Source organism: Paenibacillus sp. YN15 (assembly GCF_003285005.1).
Lineage (GTDB): Bacteria > Bacillota > Bacilli > Paenibacillales > NBRC-103111 > Paenibacillus_AR.
On record NZ_QMFA01000040.1, the window covers coordinates 1 to 24,756 of the forward strand.

22 protein-coding genes are annotated in these 24,756 nt (G+C 56.2%); 19 read left to right on the forward strand and 3 right to left on the reverse strand.

Features of this window, described 5'->3' with window-relative positions:
- Positions 1-205: 205 nt before the first annotated feature.
- Entirely contained in the window at positions 206-1,036 is an 831-nt protein-coding gene (gene comER / locus DQG13_RS24225; RefSeq protein ID WP_113022757.1) for a late competence protein ComER, read from the reverse strand.
- Positions 1,037-1,401: 365 nt separating this feature from the next.
- On the opposite strand from comER, the gene DQG13_RS30575 reads away from it, so the two are divergent.
- From DQG13_RS30575 to holA, 6 genes are all read left to right on the forward strand, one after another.
- Positions 1,402-1,917 (forward strand): ComEA family DNA-binding protein, encoded by a 516-nt coding sequence (locus DQG13_RS30575; RefSeq protein WP_181592969.1) that lies wholly within the window; start codon positions 1,402-1,404, stop codon positions 1,915-1,917.
- Between the two features lie 153 nt (positions 1,918-2,070).
- Positions 2,071-2,583 carry a deoxycytidylate deaminase gene (locus tag DQG13_RS24235; RefSeq protein WP_113022758.1) on the forward strand — a complete coding sequence of 171 codons (513 nt, stop codon included), beginning with the start codon at positions 2,071-2,073 and terminating at the stop codon, positions 2,581-2,583.
- A 143-nt stretch (positions 2,584-2,726) separates the two neighbouring features.
- Complete coding sequence (locus DQG13_RS24240; RefSeq protein ID WP_181592970.1) at positions 2,727-5,270, forward strand: DNA internalization-related competence protein ComEC/Rec2; 2,544 nt, start codon at positions 2,727-2,729, stop codon at positions 5,268-5,270.
- 193 nt (positions 5,271-5,463) lie between these two features.
- Positions 5,464-6,012 carry an RNA polymerase sigma factor gene (locus DQG13_RS24245; RefSeq protein ID WP_113022760.1) on the forward strand — a complete coding sequence of 183 codons (549 nt, stop codon included), beginning with the start codon at positions 5,464-5,466 and terminating at the stop codon, positions 6,010-6,012.
- A complete protein-coding gene (locus DQG13_RS24250; protein ID WP_113022761.1) occupies positions 6,009-7,250 on the forward strand; it encodes a zf-HC2 domain-containing protein in 1,242 nt (413 codons plus the stop codon). The genes DQG13_RS24245 and DQG13_RS24250 overlap by 4 nt, the downstream gene beginning before the upstream one ends.
- Positions 7,251-7,485: 235 nt before the next feature.
- A complete protein-coding gene (gene holA, locus DQG13_RS24255) occupies positions 7,486-8,505 on the forward strand; it encodes a DNA polymerase III subunit delta (protein WP_113022762.1) in 1,020 nt (339 codons plus the stop codon).
- A 99-nt stretch (positions 8,506-8,604) separates the two neighbouring features.
- Here holA and rpsT read toward each other — a convergent pair whose 3' ends face one another.
- The gene (gene rpsT / locus DQG13_RS24260; RefSeq protein WP_113022763.1) at positions 8,605-8,874 is read right to left on the reverse strand and encodes a 30S ribosomal protein S20; all 270 of its coding nucleotides are present in this window, start codon (positions 8,872-8,874) and stop codon (positions 8,605-8,607) included.
- 284 nt (positions 8,875-9,158) lie between these two features.
- Between rpsT and gpr the strand changes: the two genes are divergently transcribed.
- From gpr to dnaJ, 11 genes are all read left to right on the forward strand, one after another.
- Positions 9,159-10,172, forward strand: a complete 1,014-nt coding sequence (gene gpr / locus DQG13_RS24265; RefSeq protein ID WP_113022800.1) for a GPR endopeptidase — start codon at positions 9,159-9,161, stop codon at positions 10,170-10,172.
- Between the two features lie 663 nt (positions 10,173-10,835).
- Positions 10,836-11,588 carry an HAD family hydrolase gene (locus DQG13_RS24270; RefSeq protein ID WP_113022764.1) on the forward strand — a complete coding sequence of 251 codons (753 nt, stop codon included), beginning with the start codon at positions 10,836-10,838 and terminating at the stop codon, positions 11,586-11,588.
- 151 nt (positions 11,589-11,739) lie between these two features.
- Positions 11,740-13,005, forward strand: coding sequence for a stage II sporulation protein P (gene spoIIP, locus DQG13_RS24275; RefSeq protein ID WP_113022765.1), 1,266 nt, complete (start codon positions 11,740-11,742; stop codon positions 13,003-13,005).
- A gap of 28 nt (positions 13,006-13,033) precedes the next feature.
- Positions 13,034-13,450 (forward strand): hypothetical protein, encoded by a 417-nt coding sequence (locus DQG13_RS24280; protein ID WP_113022766.1) that lies wholly within the window; start codon positions 13,034-13,036, stop codon positions 13,448-13,450.
- A gap of 95 nt (positions 13,451-13,545) precedes the next feature.
- Positions 13,546-15,360 carry a translation elongation factor 4 gene (gene lepA / locus DQG13_RS24285; RefSeq protein WP_113022767.1) on the forward strand — a complete coding sequence of 605 codons (1,815 nt, stop codon included), beginning with the start codon at positions 13,546-13,548 and terminating at the stop codon, positions 15,358-15,360.
- 417 nt (positions 15,361-15,777) lie between these two features.
- Positions 15,778-16,944 carry a radical SAM family heme chaperone HemW gene (gene hemW / locus DQG13_RS24290; RefSeq protein WP_113022768.1) on the forward strand — a complete coding sequence of 389 codons (1,167 nt, stop codon included), beginning with the start codon at positions 15,778-15,780 and terminating at the stop codon, positions 16,942-16,944.
- 76 nt (positions 16,945-17,020) lie between these two features.
- Positions 17,021-17,479, forward strand: a complete 459-nt coding sequence (locus DQG13_RS24295; RefSeq protein WP_113022801.1) for an N-acetyltransferase — start codon at positions 17,021-17,023, stop codon at positions 17,477-17,479.
- A 137-nt stretch (positions 17,480-17,616) separates the two neighbouring features.
- The gene (hrcA, locus tag DQG13_RS24300) at positions 17,617-18,642 is read left to right on the forward strand and encodes a heat-inducible transcriptional repressor HrcA (RefSeq protein WP_113022769.1); all 1,026 of its coding nucleotides are present in this window, start codon (positions 17,617-17,619) and stop codon (positions 18,640-18,642) included.
- A gap of 178 nt (positions 18,643-18,820) precedes the next feature.
- Entirely contained in the window at positions 18,821-19,381 is a 561-nt protein-coding gene (grpE, locus tag DQG13_RS24305; protein ID WP_397334017.1) for a nucleotide exchange factor GrpE, read from the forward strand.
- 31 nt (positions 19,382-19,412) lie between these two features.
- Positions 19,413-21,260 carry a molecular chaperone DnaK gene (dnaK, locus tag DQG13_RS24310; protein ID WP_113022771.1) on the forward strand — a complete coding sequence of 616 codons (1,848 nt, stop codon included), beginning with the start codon at positions 19,413-19,415 and terminating at the stop codon, positions 21,258-21,260.
- A gap of 626 nt (positions 21,261-21,886) precedes the next feature.
- Positions 21,887-23,011, forward strand: coding sequence for a molecular chaperone DnaJ (dnaJ, locus tag DQG13_RS24315; protein ID WP_113022772.1), 1,125 nt, complete (start codon positions 21,887-21,889; stop codon positions 23,009-23,011).
- 210 nt (positions 23,012-23,221) lie between these two features.
- On the opposite strand, the gene DQG13_RS24320 is transcribed toward dnaJ, so the two are convergent.
- The gene (locus DQG13_RS24320; protein WP_113022773.1) at positions 23,222-24,046 is read right to left on the reverse strand and encodes an undecaprenyl-diphosphate phosphatase; all 825 of its coding nucleotides are present in this window, start codon (positions 24,044-24,046) and stop codon (positions 23,222-23,224) included.
- 167 nt (positions 24,047-24,213) lie between these two features.
- On the opposite strand from DQG13_RS24320, the gene DQG13_RS24325 reads away from it, so the two are divergent.
- Entirely contained in the window at positions 24,214-24,369 is a 156-nt protein-coding gene (locus DQG13_RS24325; protein WP_113022802.1) for a YfhD family protein, read from the forward strand.
- Positions 24,369-24,743 carry a hypothetical protein gene (locus DQG13_RS24330; protein WP_309472254.1) on the forward strand — a complete coding sequence of 125 codons (375 nt, stop codon included), beginning with the start codon at positions 24,369-24,371 and terminating at the stop codon, positions 24,741-24,743. The genes DQG13_RS24325 and DQG13_RS24330 overlap by 1 nt, the downstream gene beginning before the upstream one ends.
- Positions 24,744-24,756 lie beyond the last annotated feature (13 nt).

Here is a 24,756-nt window from a genome sequence, read left to right on the forward strand (position 1 = left end):
AGGAGCCGCCTGTCAAAAAAGGACTTTGACAGGCTCTAGTTGGAGCATGCCAAAAACGAAGGTGCGATAGCGGCGCTTGACAGGTTTCGTTCATATCAGCGGAAATAAGCTTCCGCTATGAAGAACCTGTGTTTGGGGACCGGACAAACGAAAAGGAGGGCGCGGCGCCCTCCTTCGATGGATTGCTTTTGGCTTGTTGGCTGCCTTATTCGATAGCATTCAGAAAGGCTGCGTCCACCTTGGCCAGGTCCTCGTAAAACTTGGCGTGGGTGATGCGGATCAGCCTGTTGAACATGCTGTCCAGCTCATGGTCCATGAGCCGGAGGCCCTCCTCTGTAATGCCTCCCGGCACGGCAACCCTCCTCTGCAGGGTTTCCGGCGTAAAGCCGCCTTCCGTCAGCAAGAGCCCTGTGCCCAGCAGCATCCGGGACGCCATCCGTGTGGCTTCCTCGTAGGGAATGCCGGTTTCCACCGCCGCCGCATCTACAAACCGCTGGAGCAGAAGGGCAAAAAAGGCCGGACCGCAGCTGGACAAATCGGAGGTAATCCGGGTGTGTTTTTCATCGATGCGGATGGGTTCGCTGATGTGGGCCAACAGCTGCTCCAATGCCGCTTTATCCGCTTCCTCCATCCGAGCCCCGTACATGCACAGGGCAGCGCCGTTTTGGACGAAGTTGGTGATGCTGGGAATGACTTTGGCGATTTTGCAATTGAGCTGCTCCTCCAGATGGCGGATCAGCACGGGAGAAGTAATGGAGACGATAATTTGCTCCGGCATGGTGAGCTTCCTGATTTCATCCAGCACCCGCTTGTATTCGGCAGGTTTGACGCAGATAAAAATCAGATCCGCTTCCAGCACCACTTCTATATTGGAACGGGCGGCTAGAAGACCGGGATACCTTTCGGCCAGGACCAATACCTTGTCATGGGTCCGGTTGGCCGCGATCATGCTTGAGGGGGCCAAAGCGCCGGACTGGATCAGGGCTTCGATCAAAATGCTGCCCATGCTGCCGGTTCCAATGAAGCCGACCTTCATGAACTCCTCCTCCTCACTTTGGGTAGGTGAGCCCTATGGCTGTGGATAGGGACGTTTTGTGCATGTATATGCGCAGAGGTTGCCGATTATGCAAAAGACAGGGGCAAATGGCACGGACAAACATGGTCTTGAAGAAAACTGCCGGTTTGCGCTATAATGGGCACAGTTGAGCATATGGGAGCGGAAGCACCGCCGTCCAAAGCCTGAGGGCTTTGTGACGGCGGTTTTTTGTTGAAGTTTCAGAAAGTATAAACGGGGAAGCTGCTCAACTTCTTGACAAACGTTCGGCGCCAAAAGACGCCGCAGGCGTTTATCCTCGCCGGCAGACGCAGGAGCGCGCTCAATAAAGGGGGAGAAGCGAAGGGATGGAAATCTGGCTACGGCTTCATTGGAAGAAAATTGTGTTTGTGGCGCTGCTGCTGGGGGCGGCGGGCTTCGGGTTTGTACGCAAGGGAGTGGAGGAGCGTTTGGCATCGGAATGGACCGGGGTGAATCAGGAGATGCAATCCTTGCTGTCCGCGTCCGGTCAGGATAAGGCCGCCGCGGCTTCGCCCTCCCCGCCCGGGCAGACTGCGGCAGTCCCGTCTGCCGCTCCGGCGGCAACAGCCCCGCCGGGGGAAGCCGCGACGCCTGCTGCGTCGACCGGAAAGCCTCAAGCGGCAGCGCCTGCCAAAAACGGCCTGATCGATATCAATACGGCGTCGGCCTCCCGCTTGGATGAGCTGCCCGGCATCGGACCGGGCAAAGCCCAGGCAATTGTGGCTTACAGACAGGCGAATGGTCCTTTTCGCACCCCGGAGGAGCTGAAGAAGGTGAAGGGCATCGGTCAGAAAACCTATGATGGCTTAAAGGACCGGATTACGGCTTCGGCTGCGCCTTAGAGTGTGTTTGGAAGAAATTAGGTGACGGGGAAGGCAACCGGAACGCCCCATTGGCGAATGTTGGCGCCGATGATATAATGTAGGCCATAATCATCGGAGACACGGAGCCTTCGTGTCACGCCGGGAAAGCGAGGGCGGCATAGCCGCACAACCATGAGCATTCGCAAGGATTGGGATACCTATTTTATGGACATCGCCTATATGGCCTCCACCCGCTCCCAATGCTCCAGACGGCATGTGGGAGCCGTGCTGGTTCAAGGCAAAAAGCTATTGGGCAGCGCCTATAACGGGGCGCCTATGGGAGTGGCCGATTGCGGCGAAGCAGGCTGTATGATTGTTGAGGAATTTGAAGCCCGGATAGTGGACGGCAAGGAGGAGCTGGTTAAAAAGCAGCGCTGCATCCGCACCATCCACGCCGAGCAGAATCTGATCCTCTTTACGGACCGCAAGGACCGGGAGGGATCAACCGTTTATGTCACGGACGAACCGTGCTGGACCTGCGCCAACATGCTGGCCAACAGCGGCGTCAAGGAGATTGTGTTCCACCGCCCTTATCCCAAGGATACGGCCAAGGTGGCCAAGCTGCTGCAGGAGCGGGGGCTGGTATTCCGCCGTTTGGAAGCCTACGAGCCCCCCAGCGGATGTGTGGAGCCGGTTCAAAACTAACAGAGCATTCGATGAAGCGGGGAAGCACCCTGCTGCGCCAGTCCAGCGCGGCAGGGTGCTTTTTTGTTGAGTTGTGCATCGGAATAAGCATCGGAGCAAAGCGTCAATTATGGGGGGATTTATCAGTTAAGGGAGGAGAAACCATGAGCAGGACAGCGATTCAAACCGCGGCCGTGTTTGCGGCGGGAGCCGGGCTGGCGGCGGCCGGTTACCGGCCGTTGTTTTGGGGATGGGCCGTCATAGCGGCCATATGGATGCTTGCGGTGTTGGCCGGCCGCCGGAAGACGGCCATGCAGGTCCTATGGCTAAGCGCCGCGCTGTTGGCGGGCAATAGTTATTACGCCTGGGCGGATGCGCGGCTGTCCAGTTCGGTGGTGTCTCCGTCAACCGGCTGGAACGCGGCTGCGGACGAAGCGGGAGCCGAGCTGGCCGGACGGCTGGATACCCCTGTGGAGGTGGACGGAGACAGGGCAGTGTTTTATGTGCGGACGGAGGAATGGATATGGACGGATGGCGAAGCGGTCAGGGCCGGAGGAGAGCTGGTTTACGTGACGGTCCGCCTGCAGGAGCAACCAGAGCAGAAGGTGGCCGCAGGCTGGAGAAGAGGGGACCGCATCCGGTTGACGGGAACGGTCAAAATGCCTGAGCCCGCCAGAAATTTCGGGGGCTTCGATTTCCGCGAATATTTGCGGAAGAAGGATGTACATTGGATGGTCACCGTCAAAGGCGCCTCCGCCATCGAGCTATCCCCGCCCGGCAAATGGGACGCCGCCCGGCTCCTGCGCTGGAACGACAGTCTGCGGGAGGGAGCGGGCAGCCGGTTGGCGGAGCTTTTTCCCGGGGAAGAGGCGGGTTATATGAAGGGGCTTTTGATCGGCATCCGCGAGGACCTGGACCCGGAGCGCTTCCGGAATTTTTCCCGCTTGGGCCTAACCCATATTCTGGCGATCTCCGGACTGCATGTGGGCGTTTTCCTCTGGGCGGTCACGGCCTTGTGCCGCCGTTTGGGCGTAACCAAGGAAATGGCGGCGCGGATCGGCTTTTGGACCATCCCTCTATATGTGGTGTTTACCGGATCTTCGCCTTCGGTGGTGCGCTCCGGCTTGACAGCTATGGCGGGATTGTATGCAGCGGGCAAAGGCTGGCTCAAGGACGGATTATCCCTCCTGGCTCTGGCTTTATTGGGGATGCTGGTGTGGAACCCGCTGTACATTACCGATGTGGGCTTTCAGCTGTCCTTTCTGGTAACTGCCGGTTTATTGGCAGGGGTTCCCGCCATAACCAGACTCATCCCGGGCATTCATCCCCTTTGGAAAAGCAGCCTGTCCGTCGCCCTGACAGCGCAGCTGGTATCATTCCCTATTTCAGTATATTACTTTAACCAATTTTCCCTGCTTTCTCTGCCTGCCAATCTGCTGCTGGTGCCGTTGATCAGCTTCGTGGTGACTCCGCTGGGCTATGGGGTTTTGCTGCTGTCCTTTGTGTGGCCCTGGGCGGCAAAAGCGGCGGCGGTACTTGTTTCCCTATTGAATCGCTTCACATTCTATACGATAGATTTATCGGAGAGGCTTCCGTCGATGCATCTCAGTTGGCCCACACCCTCCTTCCTGTGGATAGCGGCCTATTATATGCTGCTGGTCTGGCTGGTTCTGCAGGCGGGAGTGCTGAAGCAGCACGGAGAGCTGAACCGGCAGCGGATTTTCCTGGTGCCGGATGGAGCGGGCTTCCGCCGCAGATGCATAAGGATGACGGTGCTTGCCTCCGCACTTTGGACAGGCTGCCTTCTGTATGGCTATGCCCCGACCCTGTTTACGGAACGGGGAATGGGAACTGTCTCTTTTTTGGATGTGGGACAGGGGGATTGCGCCTGGGTGCGGACATCGGAAGGAAAGCATATCCTGATCGACGGCGGCGGCACCATATCGTTCCGCAAAGCCGGGGAGGAATGGAAGGAACGGCAGGACCCTTTTGAGGTGGGCCGGAAAACGGTGGTTCCGCTGCTCAAAAAACGCGGAGTGCACAAGCTGGACACCCTCATTATCTCCCATCAGGATACCGACCACATCGGCGGTCTACAGGCGGTGCTGGAGGAAATTCCAGTGGGCCGGATTTTGTTCAACGGAACGTTGAAATCCAGCCCCGGCGCGGTGAAGCTGTTTCAGACGGCAGTAAGTCTGGGCATTCCGCTGATCCCGGTGCAGCAAGGAGACGAATTTACTACCGGAAAATCGGCTGTTTGGAAGGTGCTGGCCCCGCTCCCTGAAGAAGGGGGAACCCAGGTGCGGCTTCTCGAGGAGCAAAATGATGAATCTGTGGTTATGCTGCTGACTATGAAGGGGAGGCGCTTCTTATTTACCGGCGATATCGGGGAAAACCAAGAGAGGCGGCTGCTTGACGAGCTGTCCGATGCAGGAAATGCTTCTCCGCTGGATGTGATGAAGATTGCCCATCATGGCAGCCGGTATTCTTCCTCGGGAGATTGGCTGTGGTACTGGAGCCCAAGGCTGGCGGTGATCTCTGCAGGCAAAAACAATGTCTACGGCCACCCCAGCCCTTATGCCTTGGAGCGGCTGACAGAATCGGGCGCGGGAGTTTATCGGACGGACCGCCAGGGCGAGGTGGAGTTTTCCGTGCGCGATGAAGGCTTGTTTGTGCGGACGAAGCTTGCGGAGGGGCATGGAAAATAGTAGAAAGTTTGGATTGGGGGATGAAGTAAACGCCATTTTGCTATAAAATGAACATATTGAAGGAAAGCGCCGTCAAATACAATAAACGGTGTACGGAACTTTTAACCAATACCGGCGTATAAACTTTTCTTGAGTGCAATGCAACATTTCTGCAGCCTGGACCGTTTATAAGGTTGCAAGAAAGGGGGTTCCCGTGGTATCGATTGAAACCATTAAGGCTGCGCAAGCAGGGGACCGTGAGGCCTTAATTGCCCTTTTGCGAGATATTGAATCACATGTATACAGGACGGCTTATTACATTCTGGGCAATGAGCAGGATGCGATGGATGCCTCCCAGGAAGCACTTATCCGGATTTATACCAAAATTACATCATACGAGGAGAAGGCGTTGTTCAAAACCTGGGTGCAGCGGATTGTCACCAACATCTGTATCGACAAGTTCAGAAGGACCAAACCCTCGGTGTCCATCGACGAGCATGAGATGGTGTTTGCCTCCGAGCAGGACGTGGAATCCGCCGTTCTCCGCAAGGACGCGGCCAGAGACATTCACGCGGCCATCGAAAAGCTGCCCGAGCATCACAGGGCTGTGGTGGTGCTCCGTTATTTGAATGATTTTTCGTACAATGAGATTGCCGATACCCTTAATCTTCCCATCAACACAGTGAAGTCGTACCTGTTTCGGGCCAGACACCAGCTTCAGGGCATGCTGCAGGAATATCAGAAAGGAGGGGTGCGGGGATGAAATGCGAGGAGATGATGAATCTGATGCAACAAAGCCTGGATCAGGACTTGACAGCCGAAGAAGAGCGGGCCATGCTGGCTCATCTCAAGCAATGCCCCGGCTGTTCCGACCTGTATGTCCGGCTGAAGCTGCTCCACGAGGAATTGGCCCAGCTTCCCAAGGTGAAGCCCGCTTATAGTATTGTGGATGCCATTCTGCCGCAGCTGGAGGAGATGCCGCTGTGGAGCGTTGACTCCGCAGAAGGACCCGAGACCTCTGCCGCGGCCAAGGAGCAGGTTGTTGCGCTTCCAGAGGCGCCGGTCCGCCGCAGCAGGCGCGGTTTGATTTCCTGGAGGATTTTTTCCGGGGTGGCCGCGGCTGGCATTGTAATCGGCCTGCTCTTGTCCAATCAGGACAACCTTAACCTGAACAAAACCGCTTCGGAGAGCGTAGCGCTGGAGAGCCGGATGGGCGCACCCCAGGCTGCCTCCGGTGCGGAGGAATCCTCCGGAATAAATAATAAGGAGGCTCCGCCTTCAGAGGCGGGGGGCGCTCATAATTCCGCGGTGGTTCCCACCCAAACGGAGGCGGTAAAAGCGGCTCCGTCGGCGATGCCTGAACCATCCCCGGAGGCGGGTACGGAGCCGAAGGACCTTTCGGGAAGGGTAACCATGGCTTCTCCCGCGGATTCCTATATGAAGGATCAGTTTGGCCAGATGCAGCAGCAGTCTGCGGCTGAGGACCGGGGAACAGCCTACGGAGCCGCTTCCGAGCCTTCAGAGGTCAAGCAGGAGCAGGTGGCGGGCAATCCGGAGGCGGCTGATTCCGTACCGGAAAGTTTGCCTGGTGAAACTTCGGATGAAAAGCGCTTCTCCCTTACAATAGCGGATCAGGCCGGTGCCGGCGAGACAGCCCCGGAGCCGGAGCAAGGAGATGCGGCATCCTCCCTTTCTGCGGATGCCGACGCCAAGCGGGTAGAGGTTCAGTCGCTGGCAGGTCTTGCCGCTGCAGAAGCCCCGGAGCCGCTAACCTCCCCGGACGGGTTGTACACGGCATCGGTGGCCGACGGAAAAGTGACCATTACCAACAAGGACGGTGCGTCTGTATTTGTCTCGTCCATCCATCTTGGACCGGAGGTTCAGGTAAGATTTGGAGAATGGACGGATGCGCATACCTTCTCGTACACCGTCCGAACTGTTTCCGGTACGGAGACCGTCTATGTGATTTCCGCAGCCAAAGGGAAAGAATGGAAGAAATAAGCCGAAATTTAACCGGAACAAGTTTTGTTCCGCAAGCATAGAATAGAATCGTAACCCAATGAATCGGCTTTAAGGGTATGCCGCCCGGGCGGAGGTTTCTAGAGCCTTTGCCCCGGCGTTCACATATACCGCTTTTTGGTTGCCGGAACAAAAAGACAAAGCGTTTCTTTTTTGCGCATTGTCTTTTTGTTTTTTGGATGGGGGTTTGGTAAGATGGTAACCGGGGTGTTGAGAGATGGATGCCAGAACATGGATAAAAGAGCTGGACAAGGGAACGGTCCGGCCGCTCTATATTTGCTATGGTCCGGAAAAATACCGGATGCGGGAATTTATTGATTATGTGCTTCGCAAATGTGTGCCTGAGGATGTGCGGGAGTTTGCAGTAACCAAATATGATCTCACTGAAACTTCCTTGGACGATGTGCTGGAGGATGCCCAAACCATGCCGTTTATGGCGGAGCGCAAGGTGATTCTGGCATCCAATGCAGCCTTTCTGACCGGCGCCAAGGAGAATGCCAAGGTGGAGCACCGGCCGGAAAAGCTTCTGGATTATATGAAGGCTCCCGTCGATTTTTCCGTTCTGATTCTGACGGTGGATGCGGACAAGCTGGATGAGCGCAAAAAAATCGTCAAGCTGCTGAAGGACAACGGAAGCATGGCGCCCTTTGTGCCGCTTTCGGCGGATGATCTGCTTCAATGGGTGAAGCGGCAGGCGGAGGCTCTTTCCTTCCGGTTTGCGGCGGGAGCGGCAGAGGCGCTGCTGCTGTCGGCGGGAACGGATTTGCAGGCCCTGCGGTCCGAGCTGGAAAAGCTCTCGCTGTACGCAGGAAGCGGCGGCACCGTATCCGTGGAGGATGTGGACGGCATGGTGGCCCGAACCACGGAGCAGGATGTGTTTATGCTCATCGACCATATTGTGCGGCTGCGCAAGGAAAAGGCCATGACCGTGTTCCACGAGCTGCTGCTGAAAAAAGAGGAGCCCATCAAGATTGCCGCGCTGATGACGCGGCAGTTCCGCATGCTGCTGCAGGTGAAGGAGCTGGAGCGCCAGGGGTATTCCCAGCAGCAGATGGCCTCCCAGCTTGGCGGCCATCCTTACGGCATCAAGATTGCTTCGGAGCAGTCCAGGCGCTTCAGCTTTGAACAGCTGGCGTCCATTCTCTCCAGTTTGGCGGAGCTGGATTACGGCATGAAGACGGGCAAGGTGGAGAAAACGCTGGGAATGGAGCTGTTTATCCTGAAGCTGGCGGTGTAGCAGGCCGGACTGGCGTTCGTTATTGCCGGACCGGCGAATGTCAAAAGCCCGGGGCGCATCCAAATGGATGTACGCTCCGGGCTCTGTTGGCATCGGTTATTAGGCTTTGGTCAACGCGTTCAGCTTTTTGGCCAAACGGGACTTTTTGCGGTTTGCTGCGTTCTTGTGGATCAGACCCTTGGTAGCAGCCTTGTCCAGCTTCTTGGTAGCAGCAAGCAGCAATTCCTTCGCAGAATCAACGTTTTGATTATTCAGAGCACTCTCTGCGGACTTGACCGCGGTGCGAAGTGCGGATTTTTGGGAAGCGTTTTGCAGACGACGCTTTTCGCTGACCTTCACGCGCTTGATTGCGGACTTAATATTCGGCATATCGTTCACCTCCTACAACTACTGTACATCCTGCCGGTTCTTGCCGATTGGCAGAACCTTCCGGGCAGCGTCAACTATAGACAACTTTAAACATTCTATCACGGCAATTTTGAAAATGCAAGAGCCGAGGCGCACCTGCTCATGGAAAATCTCATGTTTCCTTTCCATTTGAGGGGCGCATAACCCATTGGTTTTGTTGGCAAACTATAGCGGCAATCTTCGAGAAGGGAGCGGAATCAATGGAGAGACGCATGGATATGCGCAGACGGACAATGGATTTCGACATGGAGGAGCAGCTGCACGATGATTTGCTGTCGGCATCCCACGCGGACCTGGCGCTGGAGGCCCGGGACTTGGCTTCTAAGGGAGCCGGCGTCCACGGGATAGAAGGTTTGCTGAGCCATGTGGAGGAAGACGGCGAGATCAAAATTACCCGCATCCGGGTGGAGACGGCCGAGGCCGGACGGCAAATCGGCAAGCTCCCCGGCAACTATATTACCATTGAAGTACCCGGTCTCCGCCAGCAGGATTCCCAGCTTCAGGACCGGGTTGCATCCAAATTCGCCGAGGTGTTCGAGGATTTCCTGGCGGATGCGGGCATTGCCAAGGATGCCAAGGTGCTGGTTATTGGCCTGGGAAACTGGAATGTGACGCCTGACGCCCTTGGCCCCATTGTGGTGGAGAATGTCATGGTGACGCGGCATTATTTTGAGCTGATGCCGGACCATGTGAGCCCGGGCTACCGTCAGGTCAGCGCCGTGGCTCCGGGGGTGCTGGGCACCACCGGCATTGAAAGCAGCGAAATTGTGCAGGGCATTGTGGAAAAATCCAAGCCGGATGTGGTGATCGCCATTGACGCTCTGGCCTCTCGTTCCCTGGACCGGGTTAACTCCACCATCCAGATTGCCGACACGGGGATTCATCCCGGCTCCGGCATCGGCAATAAGCGCAAAGGGCTGACCAAGGAGATTCTGGGGGTCCCGGTGATCGCCATCGGCGTGCCTACGGTGGTGTATGCCTCCACCATTGTCAACAATGCCATCGATCTGATGCATCATCACTTTTCCCGGCAAACCGCCAACACCAAGGAAATTATGGGGCTTTTGGACAACCTGCAGGAGCAGGAGCGGCTGGAGCTGGTGAAAGAGGTGCTGAATCCGGTGGGGCATGATCTTCTGGTAACCCCCAAGGAGATCGACCAGTTTATCGAGGATATCGCTAATATCATCGCCAGCGGTCTGAACGCCGCCCTGCATGAAGCGGTGGAGCCGGATAACGTGGCCGCGTATACCCACTGATTTGTTTGCCGGGCTTCCGGCTGATGCGCTTTGTTGGCGCATGGGCCGGAAGCTTTTTTGGGTCGGTTGCGAAGGGGGGAGTGCGGATGGGGGAGGCGTGTACTCGAAAAATCAGCTATAATTCCGGGAAAAGTGCTCAAGAAGAGTATTGTATATGAAATTTCATATATATTTCAGGCTTATGCCAGTTTAAGAGAGATATATATATGAAATTTCATGCTTATTAGGCTAAAATGGGCTACTTTCGAAAATTAAACTCGAAAAATCATATACAGCACCGGGAGTACGGGGCCCCTGCCGCAGGTCGGATAAGTAATGGACACCTCGAAATTGTTCGCATCAGCACTGCACCCACTACAGAGCCTCCCCTTCGCTGATCGGCATAAAAAGCTTCCGCTAAAGACGGACCCGCTCCTCCGAGCTGCTTCGGTCAGAAGCTTTTTTTCCCGCATCAGCACTGCACCCACTACAGAGCTTTCGCATCGCTGATCGGCATAAAAAGCTTCCGCTAAAGACGGACCTGCTCCTCCGAGCTGCTTCGGTCAGAAGCTTTTTTTACAATCCGCCCCAAATGCGCTATCATAATGCTTATCCGGTTCCATTGCCAGATGAAGCGCCGGACTCTGCGGCGCCAGACTATAGCCAGAACGGGAGGAGAGCTCTATGAATCAACCTAAACCGCAAATCATTCTGTTTGATCTGGATGATACCTTAATTCACTGCAATAAATATTTTGATATCATACTGGAGCAGTTTTCGGATTTGTTGCGGACCTGGTTCGCGGCTTATCCTTTGACGGACGAAACCATTAAAATGAAGCAGCTCGAGATCGATATTGCCGGGGTGCATATCCACGGCTTTTCCACGGACCACTTCCCTGCTTCCCTGGTGGATACGTACCGCTATTTCTCCGATTTGTACGGCCGCGCCACCTCGGTGATGGAGGAAGAAGAGCTGCTCCAACTGGGCAAATCCGTGTATGAGCTGCAGGTGGAGCCATATCCTGGCATGGAAGCCACGCTGGAGCGCCTCAAAGCGGCGGGCCACCAGCTTTACCTTTATACAGGCGGCATTGTTACCCACCAGCAGAAGAAAATCCATGCCGTACAGCTGGACCGGTTTTTCGGAGACCGCGTATTCGTGCGTCAGCATAAAACGGCGGAGGCCTTGGAGGAGATCCTTCAGCAAAACGGGTTTGACCGCTCCCGCACCTGGATGATCGGCAATTCCATCCGGACGGACATTGTCCCTGCCCTAAGGGCGGGAATCAACTGCATTCACATCCCCGCTATTACCGAATGGGAGTACAACATTGTGGAAATTAACGAAACCCCTAAGGGGCTGTTCCTGGAGCTGCCCAACCTGGAATCCGTTCCGGATGCCATTGCCCGCTCCATCGAAAGCGCCGCCAGCTGACGCATTTCCCCTTCTATATCTAGCAAATTGCCAAAGAAGTCTCGCATTTTAAAATGCGGGCTTCTTTTTTGTTCTACTCTCGCATTTCCATTCATAGATTGGTAGTAAAGTAAACAACCCCGCAAAAGACCATCTTCAAATGGAGGAATGGATGATGAAACGGTCGATGTTCACACTGGATCTGAGCAAATTGCGCAAACTGTCCCAAACCGCAGGCTTTTTCGGCAAAACCTACTTGGTGCTGACAGGCTGCACCTTTCTGATCTTCGTTCTGGTAGGGTTCATCGGCTTTGGCCAGCAGCGGCTGGGCATGACTCCCGTTTCCTCGATGAAGGGATTGGCTGCATCCGTCTCCGACGGCTTTTTTATGGATATGCTGGGCTTGGAGGTGCCGCATCTGGCGGAAACCCGTCAGGTCCCCTCTACCTTTTCCCAGGAAAATGTGCTTGGCTTTATCTTCCGGTTCGTCACCGATATTAATCCGCGTGATCCCAAAACACTTCTGGCCCGGGAGCTTCCCGGCATGGGCCTGGACACCTCGTACCTGATCCGCAAGCCTCCCGGCTCCCAGCAGATTGCCGGACCGCTGGAATATCCGCCGGGCAATGCCGCTCCGGAAGGAAGCTCTCCCGGCGGCCCGGGGGGCCAGGATAGCCAGCCGGTAACGGCGCCTTCCGCTTCACCCGCCGCGCCGTCCACACCTGCGGCTCCCACTCCTCAGCCGACCATCGGCCATCCCACCACCGACGGCAAAAAGGTAGTCCTGATCTACCACTCCCATAACCGGGAATCCTGGGTGCCGGAGCTGGGGTTGTCCGCCAAGGACGCCAACCTGGCCCAGGACGCCAAGCTGAACATTACTCTGGTAGGCAAAGAGCTGGCCGACCGTCTGGAGGACAAGGGTGTGGGAGCTGTCCATTATGCCACTGACTACGCCAGCAGCGTAGAGAAATACAATTGGTACTATTCCTATAAATACTCCAACAAAACGGTGAAAGAGGCTTTTGCCGCCAATCCGGAAATCCAGTTTGTGTTTGATCTTCACCGGGATGACTCCTCCAAGGAGAAATCCACCCTGACCGTGGACGGGAAAAATTACGCCAAGGTGTTCCTGATTCTGGGCCAGAAAAATCCCAAATGGCAGCAGAACGAAAAATTCGCCTCGCAAATCCAGGAGAAGCTGGAAAAGAAGCTTCCCGGCCTGTCCCGGGGAATCTGGGCCAAAGAAGCCCATGACGGCAACGCGGAATATAACCAGTCCCTGTCCCCCAACAGTGTTCTCATTGAGATCGGCGGCGTATACAACACCCTGGAGGAATGCAAACGGACAGCGGGAGTGCTGGCAGAGGTCATTGCGGATATGTACTGGGATGCGGCCAAGGTGGATGCGCCGGCCGCTTCGAGCAACCGGAGCTAAGAGAACAGAAGGGCAAGGGGGAGCATGTATGGGAAGAATCCGCCCGGGCAGGGTGCTGTTGACCATATTTGTACTGGGGTTCTGTTTGTTTTTCGGCATTGACCTGGTGAGCCGGAGCAGCGCTGTTCCCGCGGCGGAGCCGCCTGCGGCCACCCTCAAACCGGCGGCGTCCGCACCGGCGAAGACGGCCTCCGCCAACAGCCGGCAAGCCGTCCCGGCGGCAGCCAAGGCAAGCCCGCAAGCCGCCTCTGCAGCGAAAAACGGGGCTGTTCCGGCAGGGGCCAAAAGCTCCGAAGCCACGGATCAGGCGCAAGCCGCACCCCGGGTGAAGGTCAAGGAGTCCTTCATGAACCATCTGTCCAACCGCCTGGGGGATGCCCTGCACAATCTGGCCAAAGGGCTGATGAGTCTGGTCGTTTCCATTTTCAACGCGCTGATTTCCTGATCCATCACCCTAAAGCCCGCAGCCTCCATTGATGCGGCCCCTCCTAACTGCTATAATTGATCTATTGTTCAGTTGTTTTTACTCGGGAGGGACACATGAAGGACGTACAGGCTAGGCAGAAAAAAATCCGCAATTTTTCGATTATCGCCCACATTGACCACGGCAAGTCCACGTTGGCGGATCGGATACTTGAATATACAGGGGCGCTCTCCCAGCGGGAAATGCAGGAGCAGGTGCTGGACAAAATGGATCTGGAGCGGGAACGGGGCATTACCATCAAGCTTCAGGCGGTCCGTCTGCAATACCAGGCGGACGACGGGGAGCAGTATATCCTGAACCTGATCGACACCCCGGGCCACGTGGATTTCACCTACGAGGTATCCCGGAGTCTGGCGGCCTGCGAAGGCGCGCTTTTGGTGGTGGACGCCGCCCAGGGTATTGAAGCCCAGACGCTGGCCAACGTTTATCTGGCGTTGGACAACAACCTGGAGATCATTCCGGTGATCAACAAAATCGATTTGCCCAGCGCCGAACCGGAACGGGTGAAGCAGGAGATCGAGGATGTGATCGGCCTGGATTGCAGCGGGGCGGTGCTGGCATCCGCCAAGGCGGGCATCGGCATCAAGGAGATTCTGGAGCAGGTGGTGCGCAGTGTGCCGGCGCCTACAGGCGACCCGGAGCAGCCCTTGAAGGCGCTGATTTTCGACTCCCACTATGATCCGTACAAAGGGGTTATCGTCTATGTGCGGGTGGTGGACGGGTCCATCCGCTCCGGCTCCAAAATCAAGTTTATGGCTACAGGCGCTGTTTTCGAGGTTATCGAGGTGGGGGCGTTTATGCCCCGGATGGGCATTGTGGACGAGCTTCAGGTAGGGGATGTAGGCTTTATTGTGGCCGGCATCAAGAACGTGAAGGATACCCGTGTGGGCGATACGGTGACGGACGCCAGGAACCCTGCCTTGGAGCCCTTGCCCGGCTACCGGAAGATCAACCCCATGGTGTACTGCGGCTTGTACCCAATAGAATCCACGGAATACAACGATCTGCGGGACGCGCTGGAAAAGCTGGTGTTAAACGATGCTTCCCTGAAGTTTGAGCCGGAGTCCTCCACCGCCTTGGGCTTTGGCTTCCGCTGCGGCTTCCTGGGACTCCTGCACATGGAGATCATTCAGGAGCGGATCGAACGGGAGTTTAATATTCCGCTGATTACCACGGCGCCCAGCGTCGTGTTCAAGGTGACCCTGACCAACGGCGAGGTCATGACCATCGACAACCCCTCCAACTATCCGGAGGTGGGCAAAATCAACTTTGTCGAGGAGCCGTATGTGAAGGCGGCGATTATTGTGCCCAAGGATTATGTGGGCGTGGTGATGGAGCTGTGCCAGAACAAACGCGGCGACTTTGTGAATATGGAGTATCTGGACGCCAACCGGGTTACGCTGACCTACGAAATGCCGCTGTCCGAGATTGTATACGACTTTTTCGACCAGTTGAAGTCCAACACCCGGGGCTACGCCTCCTTCGACTACGAGATGTCCGGCTACAAGCAGTCCAATCTGGTCAAAATGGATATTCTCTTAAACAGCGAGCAGGTGGACGCCTTGTCCGTCATTGTCCACCGCGACCGGGCTTACCAGCGGGGCAAGGTGATTTGCGAAAAGCTCAAGGAGATTATTCCCCAGCAGATGTTTGAGGTGCCGATTCAGGCGGCTATCGGGCAGAAGATTATTTCCCGGGAAACCATCAAGGCCATGCGGAAAAACGTGCTTGCCAAGTGCTACGGCGGCGACATCTCCCGGAAGCGGAAGCTCCTGGAGAAGCAGAAGGAAGGCAAGAAGCGCATGAAGCAGGTGGGCAGCGTAGAGGTTCCCCAAGAGGCTTTTATGGCCGTGCTGAAAATCGACGAGTAAAGGATCAGACAGTAGCCATTTCCGACAATGGCTGCTGTTTTTGTTAGCGGCGCACCGAGGCTGGCAGAGATACTCCGGCCGCCGCGGCCCAAATGCAAAAGTGCAGTTATTTTCAGGGAAAAGGGCGGTTTGGCCCGGTTTCCCTGCAAAAGTGCAGTTAAATATTCAACTATGCACCCTTCAGGCCGCTCAAACACAGAAATAACTGCACTCTTGCAGGATGGACAAGCGGGATAGCTGAAGGTTGGCGAAATAGATGCACTTTTGGAGGATGAGTAAGCTGGTACTGTGCACTTACAGCGTGGAAACCAGCGATAAGACCCATGTATAGGCCACCGGCGGTCGGGAGAGGCCCCGCAAGGACTCCCTCACTCAACTCTGGAAGAATATATCCTGCGATACAGGAAGGAGCCGCTTATGACGGACTATCGGTTGGACCCGCCGACGGCGGTGTATATTCATATCCCATTCTGTTCGAACAAATGCCATTACTGCGACTTTACCTCCTATGTAGTGAAGGGACAGCCGGTGGATGAATATCTGGATGCCCTGGAGCGGGAGATGGAGCGGACCGTATCGCTTCTGCCGCCCGCCCGGGTGGAGACCATCTTCGTGGGAGGCGGCACGCCTACGGTGCTTACGCCCCCGCAGATGGAGCGTTTCCTGCGGATGACCCGGGATTATTTTCCCCATTGGGCCGAAGACATAGAGTTTACCATGGAGGCAAATCCCGGCACCACCGATCCCGACAAGCTGGCGGTTATGAAGGAGGGGGGCGTCAACCGGGTAAGCTTCGGCGTCCAGTCCTTCGACAACGGTCTTCTGTCCGGCATCGGCCGGATTCATCAGACAGAGGATGTATACCGGAGCCTGGAATATGCACAGCAGGCAGGCTTCCGCAATCTCACCATCGACCTGATGTTCGGCCTGCCGGGCCAGACCCTCCCCATGCTGGAGGATACCCTGGACAAGGCCTTGGCGCTGTCGCTTCAGCATTATTCCATCTACGGGCTGAAGGTGGAGGAGAATACCCTGTTTCATAACCTCTATATGAAAAACCAGTTGCTGCTTCCCGAGGAGGAGACGGAGGCGGAGATGTTCCGGCTCATTATGCGCCGGCTGGAGCAGGAGGGCTTCCGGCAATACGAAATCAGCAATTTTGCCAAGCCTGGCTTTGAAAGCCGCCACAACTCCATGTACTGGCGGAACCGGGCCTACTACGGACTGGGCGCGGGAGCCCACGGTTATGCCAACCGGGAGCGGCACATGAACCTGAAGGGAATCCGCCCCTATATTGAAGCCTGCAAATCCGGCCTGCCGCGGCTCACCACGGACCCGGTTGCCCGGGAGGAGGCCATGGAGGACTTTATGATGGTAGGCCTGCGGCTTTTGGAGGGAGTGCGGGGGGAAGATTTCAGGAGGCAATTCGGGACTTCCATGGAAGAGGCCTTCGGCCCGGTGCTGGAGAAGCTTATGGCGGACAAGCTGCTGGACAAAACCGCGGAGGGCTACAAGCTGCCCCAACATGCCGTCATGTACGGCAATGTGGTGTTCGGAGCGTTCATCGGGCATCTCACTGCATAAATTTTGCTTGTAACATTATACGTCATGTTGTATATTTATTCATATCAAAGATAGGGGTGGGATGTTGATGGCAACCATGGCGGTAACCTGCAGAAGGGCGGCGGAAAGTGACGTTGAAGCCCTGTACACGTTAATCAAGGGATATGCGGAGAAGGGGATTATGCTGTACCGGACCCGGGAAACCCTGCGGGCCATCATCGACACCTTCGTGATCGCGGAGGCGGACGGCAAGCTCATCGGCTGCGGCTCCTTAAGCAAGCTGGGCAAGGATCTGGTGGAGATCCGCTCCCTGGGCATGACGGAAGGCTTCAAGGGCCAGGGAATCGGCTCCCTGATTGTGGGAATGCTGGTGGAGGAAGCGTCCCGGCAGGGAATCCCCACCATAATGGCGCTGACCTACGAGGTGAAGTTCTTCGAGAAGAACGGCTTCGAGGTAGTGCCCAAGGAGATTTTTCCGGAGAAGGTCTGGAGAGACTGCATCCATTGCAAAAAGCAGCATTGCTGCGATGAAATAGCTGTCCAAAGACGCCTGTGATCACTTGACACAGGCGTTTTTCTTTGATATTTTTGTAATAACGGTTAGCACTCGTCTCGAATGAGTGCTAACGATTCGCAGAAAACATGGATACCCCGTTCCCGCGGACGGGAGGTTAAAGGGGAGGTCGGGCAAGGATGTTATCGGAACGCCAGAAGATGATTTTGAGCGCAATTGTAGATGATTATATCCGTTCGGCTGAGCCGGTAGGCTCCCGCAGCATTTCCAAACGGGGAGGTGTGGCCTTCAGTCCCGCCACCATCCGCAACGAAATGTCCGATCTGGAGGAATTGGGCTATCTGGAGCAGCCCCATACCTCGGCAGGGCGGATTCCTTCGGAGAAGGGGTACCGCTATTATGTGGACCATCTGTTGACCCAAGGAGCCCTCACCCGGCCGGATTTGAACCTGATGAAAACCTTTTTTGCCGAAAGACTGCAGGAGATGGAGCAGGTGATCCAGCAGGTGGCCACCATGCTGTCCGGCTTGACCAACTATACCTCCATTGTTTTGGGACCGGAGGTTTTTAATACAACCTTGCGGATGCTGCAAGTGGTGCCGCTGGATGAGGCCAGTGCCGTGGCGATTATCGTCACCAGCACCGGCCAGGTGGAAAACAAGGTGTTCCGCATTCCGCCCGGCGTGCGTATGGAGGAGATTGAGAAGTTTGTCCGCATCCTGAACGAACGTCTCAAGGGCGTCCCGCTGTTTCAGCTCCGCTCCAAGATTTATACGGAGATCAGCGAGGAGCTCTCCAAGCATGTCAGCGGCTACGATGATCTGCTGCAGGTATTCGAGGAAGTCGTGGTCAGCGACAAGCAGGACCGGATTTTCCTGGCGGGCTCCACCAATCTGTTGGTGCAGCCGGAGTTTAAGGATGTGGAGCGGGTGAAGAGCTTCCTTGACCTGCTGGAGGAGACGCCTACGCTGTTCAAGATTATCGGCTCCGCACCGGAGGGACTGCAGGTGCGGATCGGCAGCGAGAATACTATAGCCGCCATCAATAATTGCAGCCTGATTACAGCCACCTATGCCGTGGACGGCAAGACCCTTGGCACCATCGGCATTCTGGGGCCGACCCGAATGGAATATGGGAAAGTAATCGGCATTTTGAACCATTTTTCACAGGATATGGCCCAACTTATGCAGCGCTGGTACAAGTAAGCCGTACAATAAGCAATGATGAACGCAAAGACGGAAGCCGAAAGCGGCCATTGCGCCGCTTTTGGGTCTGCGTAAGAAACCCGGTATACGGTGATTCTACACGTAGAACATACAGATGGGCAGCTTACTATTTCAAGGAGGTGATATTCAGGTGAGTAAACAGACAGAGAACCAGGACTTGAATGAACAAACGGCGGAAGAGACCGCTACATATACAGAAGCGGAAGGCATTAAGGCGGAGGAAGCGGCGCCGGAGGCTCCGGAAACGGAGAACGGCGGCGGTGAGGCGGCGGCAGAGCTTGAAGCATTGCGCAAGCAGGCGGAGGAAAACCAGGAAAGATATCTGCGCACGCAGGCGGATTTTGATAACTTCAGACGCCGTTCCCGGCAGGAGAAGGAGGACTTTGCCAAGTACGCCTCCTCCAAGCTGGTGGAGCAGCTTTTGCCCGTGCTGGACAATTTCGAGCGGGCCATGGCGGCCAGCAAGGATTCCCGGGATTTTGACTCCCTGCTGAAGGGGCTTGACATGATCCAGCGCCAGCTTGGCCAGACGTTGGAGCAGGAAGGACTCAAGGCGATGAACGCCGAGGGAGAGCCCTTCAATCCGGAATTTCATCAGGCCGTGATGCAGGTGGAATCCGATGAGCATGGCGAGGGCATCGTGGTTGAAGAGATGCAAAAGGGGTATATGTTCAAGGACAAAGTGCTTCGCCCGGCAATGGTGAAGGTGTCCAAGTAAGATTATATTCTGTATGGGAGGAACCATAATCATGGGAAAAGTAATCGGTATTGACCTGGGTACCACCAACTCCTGCGTAGCCGTTATGGAAGGCGGCGAGGCTGTTGTTATCCCCAATCCGGAAGGAGCGCGCACCACTCCCTCCGTTGTAGGCTTCAAGAAGGACGGCGAGCGTATTGTCGGCGAAACCGCCAAGCGCCAAGCCATCACCAATCCGGAGCGCACCATCATCTCCATCAAGCGCCATATGGGCAGCAATCATAAGGAAAAGATTGACGACAACAGCTATACCCCGCAGGAAATTTCGGCTATGATTCTACAAAAGCTGAAGGCCGATGCGGAAGCTTATCTGGGCCAGCCTGTTACCCAAGCGGTTATCACGGTTCCGGCTTATTTCAGCGACAGCCAGCGCCAAGCCACCAAGGATGCCGGCCAAATCGCCGGCCTGGAGGTGCTGCGGATTGTCAACGAGCCGACAGCTGCCGCTTTGGCATACGGTCTGGAAAAGGACAACGACGAAACCATCCTGGTCTATGACCTGGGCGGCGGCACCTTCGACGTGTCCATCCTGGAGCTGGGCGACGGCACCTTCCAGGTGCTTGCCACCAGCGGCGACAACCACCTGGGCGGCGACGACTTCGACCAGAAGATCATCGACTGGCTGGTTGCCGAGTTCAAAAAGGAGCAAGGCGTTGACCTGTCCAAGGACAAGGCTGCCGTACAACGTCTGAAGGATGCCGCGGAGAAAGCCAAGAAGGAGCTTTCCGGCGTGCTGACCACCACCATCTCCCTGCCGTTTATCACCATGGTTGACGGCGTTCCGCAGCACTTGGAGGTGAACCTGACCCGCGCCAAGTTTGAAGAGCTGACTGCCGACCTGGTAGAGCGCACCATGGGCCCGACCCGTCAAGCCTTGAATGATTCCGGCCTGTCCATCGGCGAGATCAGCAAGGTGGTTCTGGTAGGCGGCTCCACCCGTATCCCTGCCGTTCAGGATGCTATTAAGAAGCTGCTGGGCAAAGAACCCCACAAGGGCGTGAACCCGGACGAAGTGGTTGCTCTGGGCGCCGCTATCCAAGCCGGCGTATTGACCGGCGACGTGAAGGATATTGTGCTGCTGGATGTGACTCCGCTGTCCCTGGGCATTGAAACGGCCGGCGGCGTATTCACCAAGATGATCGACCGCAACACCACCATCCCTACCAGCAAATCGCAGATTTTCTCCACCTACGCCGATATGCAGACCAGCGTGGAAATCCACGTGCTGCAAGGCGAACGGGCCATGGCCAGCGGCAACAAAACCCTGGGCAAATTTATGCTGAACGAAATCCCGCCGGCTCCCCGCGGCGTACCGCAAATCGAAGTCAGCTTCAACATCGACTCCAACGGTATCGTTAACGTGTCCGCTACCGACAAGGGCACCGGCAAGAGCCAGAAGATCACCATCACCTCCTCCGGCGGCCTGTCCGACGAAGAGATCGACCGGATGATGAAGGATGCCGAGGCTCATGCCGAGGAGGACCGCAAGCGCAAGGAGCTGGTGGAAGCCAAGAACAACGCGGACCAACTGGTCTATACTGTCGAAAAGACTATCAAGGATCTGGGCGACAAGGTGGACGCCGGCGAAGTGGAAAAAGCCAATGCCGCCAAGGAAGCTGTCAAGAAGGCCCTGGAGGGCGACGATGTGGACGCCATTAAGAAGGCAACTGACGAGCTGTCCGAGGTTGTGCAGCAGTTGTCCGTAAAGATGTATGAGCAAATGGCTGCCCAGCAGCAGGCTGGCGGCGCAGGCGCGGCCGAAGCCGGCGGCAACGCCGGACCCAAAGCCGACAATGTGGTAGACGCCGACTACGAAGTGGTTGACGACGAGAAGAAGTAAGGGACGGTCACCAAGCAAGAGACTGTAAACCAAGCAAGAGACTGTCACGAAATACGTACCGCTAATTTCCTGACGGCTCCTTAAGCTGCAGGTACATGCAGGCAATATAGCAGTTGCAGGCGGGCCAAAGCCGGTTTTTACCGGCTTTGGCTTTGCGCTTGGCGTAGACGGGGACTCGGCGCAGTTTGCTGTGGTATGGTCGCTGCCGGTCTAACGGCGGCAGGAGCCGCTATTTGTTCAAAAAGGGCGCCGGATTTTTTCTAACGGCGGTGAGAGACGCTATTTGCTGTGCGGTGAAGGTTATTTGGCCAGATAGGTCCAAATAACGGCGCTGACCGCCGTTAGATTTTACCGATGCGGTTTTTCGGCTAAATAACGGCTCTCACTTCCGTTAGAATCCCGGGGCGGGCTCCTTCAGTCACATATATCCGCTACCCAGCCTGCGTCAAGAAATGATATAGTAGTTTGGGGAAAAGCAGACAGCCCTCAAATTGGCTTTGCCAATTTCGAGGCTCCATAACATATCCGGGACCAAGCAGCATAATTTTGGGGTCCCCGCAAAGTACCAGGTGGCTGCTTCGAAGGCCGGCTTCACTTTGTGGGGAAAAGAATAGGGCGGTGGAAAAGTGAGCAAGCGGGATTATTACGAGGTGCTTGGCGTGGAAAAAGGCGCCAGTGCGGAGGATATAAAGAAGGCTTTCCGCAAGGCGGCGCGCCAGTACCATCCGGACGTGAACAAAGCCGCCGATGCGGAAGAGAAGTTTAAGGAAGCCAAGGAAGCCTACGATGTGCTGAGCGACGACCAGAAGCGGGCCACCTATGACCGGTATGGCCATGTGGACCCCAATCAGGGCATGGGCGGAGGCGGCTTCAGCGGCCAGGACTTCAGCGGCTTTGGCGATATTTTTGATATGTTTTTCGGCGGGGGCGGCGGCCAGCGGCGCAATCCCAATGCGCCCCAGCGGGGCAATGATCTGCAATATTCCATGACCATTGAGTTCAAGGAAGCGGTTTTCGGCAAGGAGCTGGATATTACCATCCCCCGGACGGAATCCTGCGAAACCTGCCACGGCAGCGGCGCCAAACCCGGCACCAGGCCGGAAACCTGCGGCGTCTGCAAAGGCACCGGCCAGCAGGAAGTGGTGCAGAACACCGCCTTCGGCCGGATTGTCAACCGCAGAGTCTGCTCCGCGTGCAACGGCCAAGGCACCATAATCAAGGACAAGTGCAATGATTGCCACGGCACCGGCAAGGTGAAGAAGCAGCGGAAGATTCATGTGAAGATTCCCGCCGGTGTGGATGACGGAGCCCAGCTGCGGGTATCCGGCGAAGGAGAAGCCGGCTCCAAGGGCGGCCCTCCCGGCGATCTTTACATCGTAATCCGCGTCAAGTCCCATGATTTCTTCGAGCGGGAAGGGGACGATATCTACTGCGAGGTGCCCCTTACCTTTGCCCAGGCGGCGTTGGGGGATGAAATTGAGATTCCCACGCTGACGGAAAAGGTGAAGCTGAAGATTCCCGCCGGCACCCAAACCGGCACCTTCTTCCGCCTGAAGGGCAAGGGTGTGCCCCGGCTCCGGGGCTATGGACAAGGCGATCAGCATGTGAAGGTGGTCGTTGTGACCCCCTCGAATCTTACCGACGAGCAGAAGGAACTGCTGCGCCAGTTCTGCGGCATGAACGGCGAGCGTATGCACGAGAAGCAGCAGTCCCTGTTTGAGCGGATGAAAAAAGCATTTTTGGGCGAGTAATGAAGAGCTTTCCGCAGGAAAGCCAGCATCATAAGCATAAGCTCGCCTCACAGCAGAAAAAAGCCGGTTTCCCAGAGTGGGAGCCGGCTTTTGTGCGCTTGGCATGGGCAGCATCATGGAGGGTCATTTCAGAGAAATAACGGATTCTCTGTCCGCTTGGGCCCGGGGGATGATACGAAAGACCGGTCAGGAGGATACGGAGGCAAACGGTCAGGCGAGCCAAAAAATAACCAGCACCAAGAGCCCCAGCACAATCCGGTACCAGCCGAACACCTTGAAATCATGCTTGCGGATGTAATTCATGAGGAAACGAATGATGACCAGGGATACCGCAAACGCCACCGCCATGCCGAGCACCAGCCAAACCAGCTCCTCCGCCGAGAAGTCAAAGCCGAATTTGACCAGCTTCAAGAGACTTGCCCCCAGCATGGTGGGCACCGCCAGGAAAAAGGTGAACTCCGCGGCGATGGTCCGCGAGACGCCCAGCATCAGCGCGCCCACAATGGTAGCCCCCGAACGGGAGGTGCCGGGGAAGACGGCGGCAATCAGCTGGAAAATGCCGATCAGGAGGACAATCCGGTAGGTCAGTCCGGCAATGTCGGTGACGGCGGCGGGGCGGCCCTTGTTATAGTTTTCGATGATGATAAACAGAATGCCTACCAGAACCAGCATAACCGCAACCGTCCAGTAGTTGTAGAAGATAGGGTTCAGCTTATCGTCCAGGGTTACGCCATAGATCCCGGCAGGGATGCAGCCTACGATAATTTTCGGCCACATGGAGAGAATATCCTTCTTGACCGTGAGGCCTCCCCGGAACGAAAACGGAACCAGCTTGCTCCAATACATGACCACAACGGCCAGAATGGAGCCGAATTGAATGACCACCAGGAACATTTCCATAAACGCTGCACTTGCGTGCAAGGACAAAAACTCGTCCACCAGAATCATATGTCCCGTGCTGCTGATGGGCAGCCACTCGGTTATGCCCTGGACAATTCCGAGAAAAATGACTTTCAAAAGCTCCAACACACCCATACTGTCGCATCTTCCTTTTGTTAGATTCATTGCCGCCGCGGCGCGTGCATCCCCATTATATACGCTTCGGACGGGGATAGTAAATCGGTCCTTGCATAAGAACAACTCCTCCGGCCTAACCTAAGCCTGACGATCCAACATGTGTTCCAAGGAGGAGGCGCATCAGCATGGAGAAGAAGAACCTGCAACTACCCAAAACCGCCCGGCGGCTTCCCATTGTAAAAGCCCAGGATGTGGAGTTTTCCATAGACGAGGCGGACGAGGAAGATCTGGAGGCCATGGAGCGGGCCGAGGCTGCGGACAAGCGGCAGAACGAATTCTGATGGAAAAAAATGTGCTGGCTTATTTCAAAACGCAGGAGGAAGCACGCGAGGTGCTGATGAAGCTGCAGGTCCTGCGCGTCGCGGAGGCGCGGATTGACCGCGTCACCCGGTACCCGCAGGAAAGCCGGGAGATTCAGATCAACCCGATTACCGGCAATGTGACCAGTCTGGCGGAGCTGACCCAGGACGCCGTAGGCGGCACCCATGAGGCGGGAGTGCTGATGGCCGCCGATCCCGCAGCCAGCGGCATGAGCCTGGGCGGAGGCGGAGGAGGAGGCGTCACGGGGCGGGACATTCTGTTGACCGCCATTGTGGATGAATCCATCCATCCCCAGGTGCTTCACCTGGTGGAGCAGACCGGGGGAATAGTGTAAAACTGCAGACTTC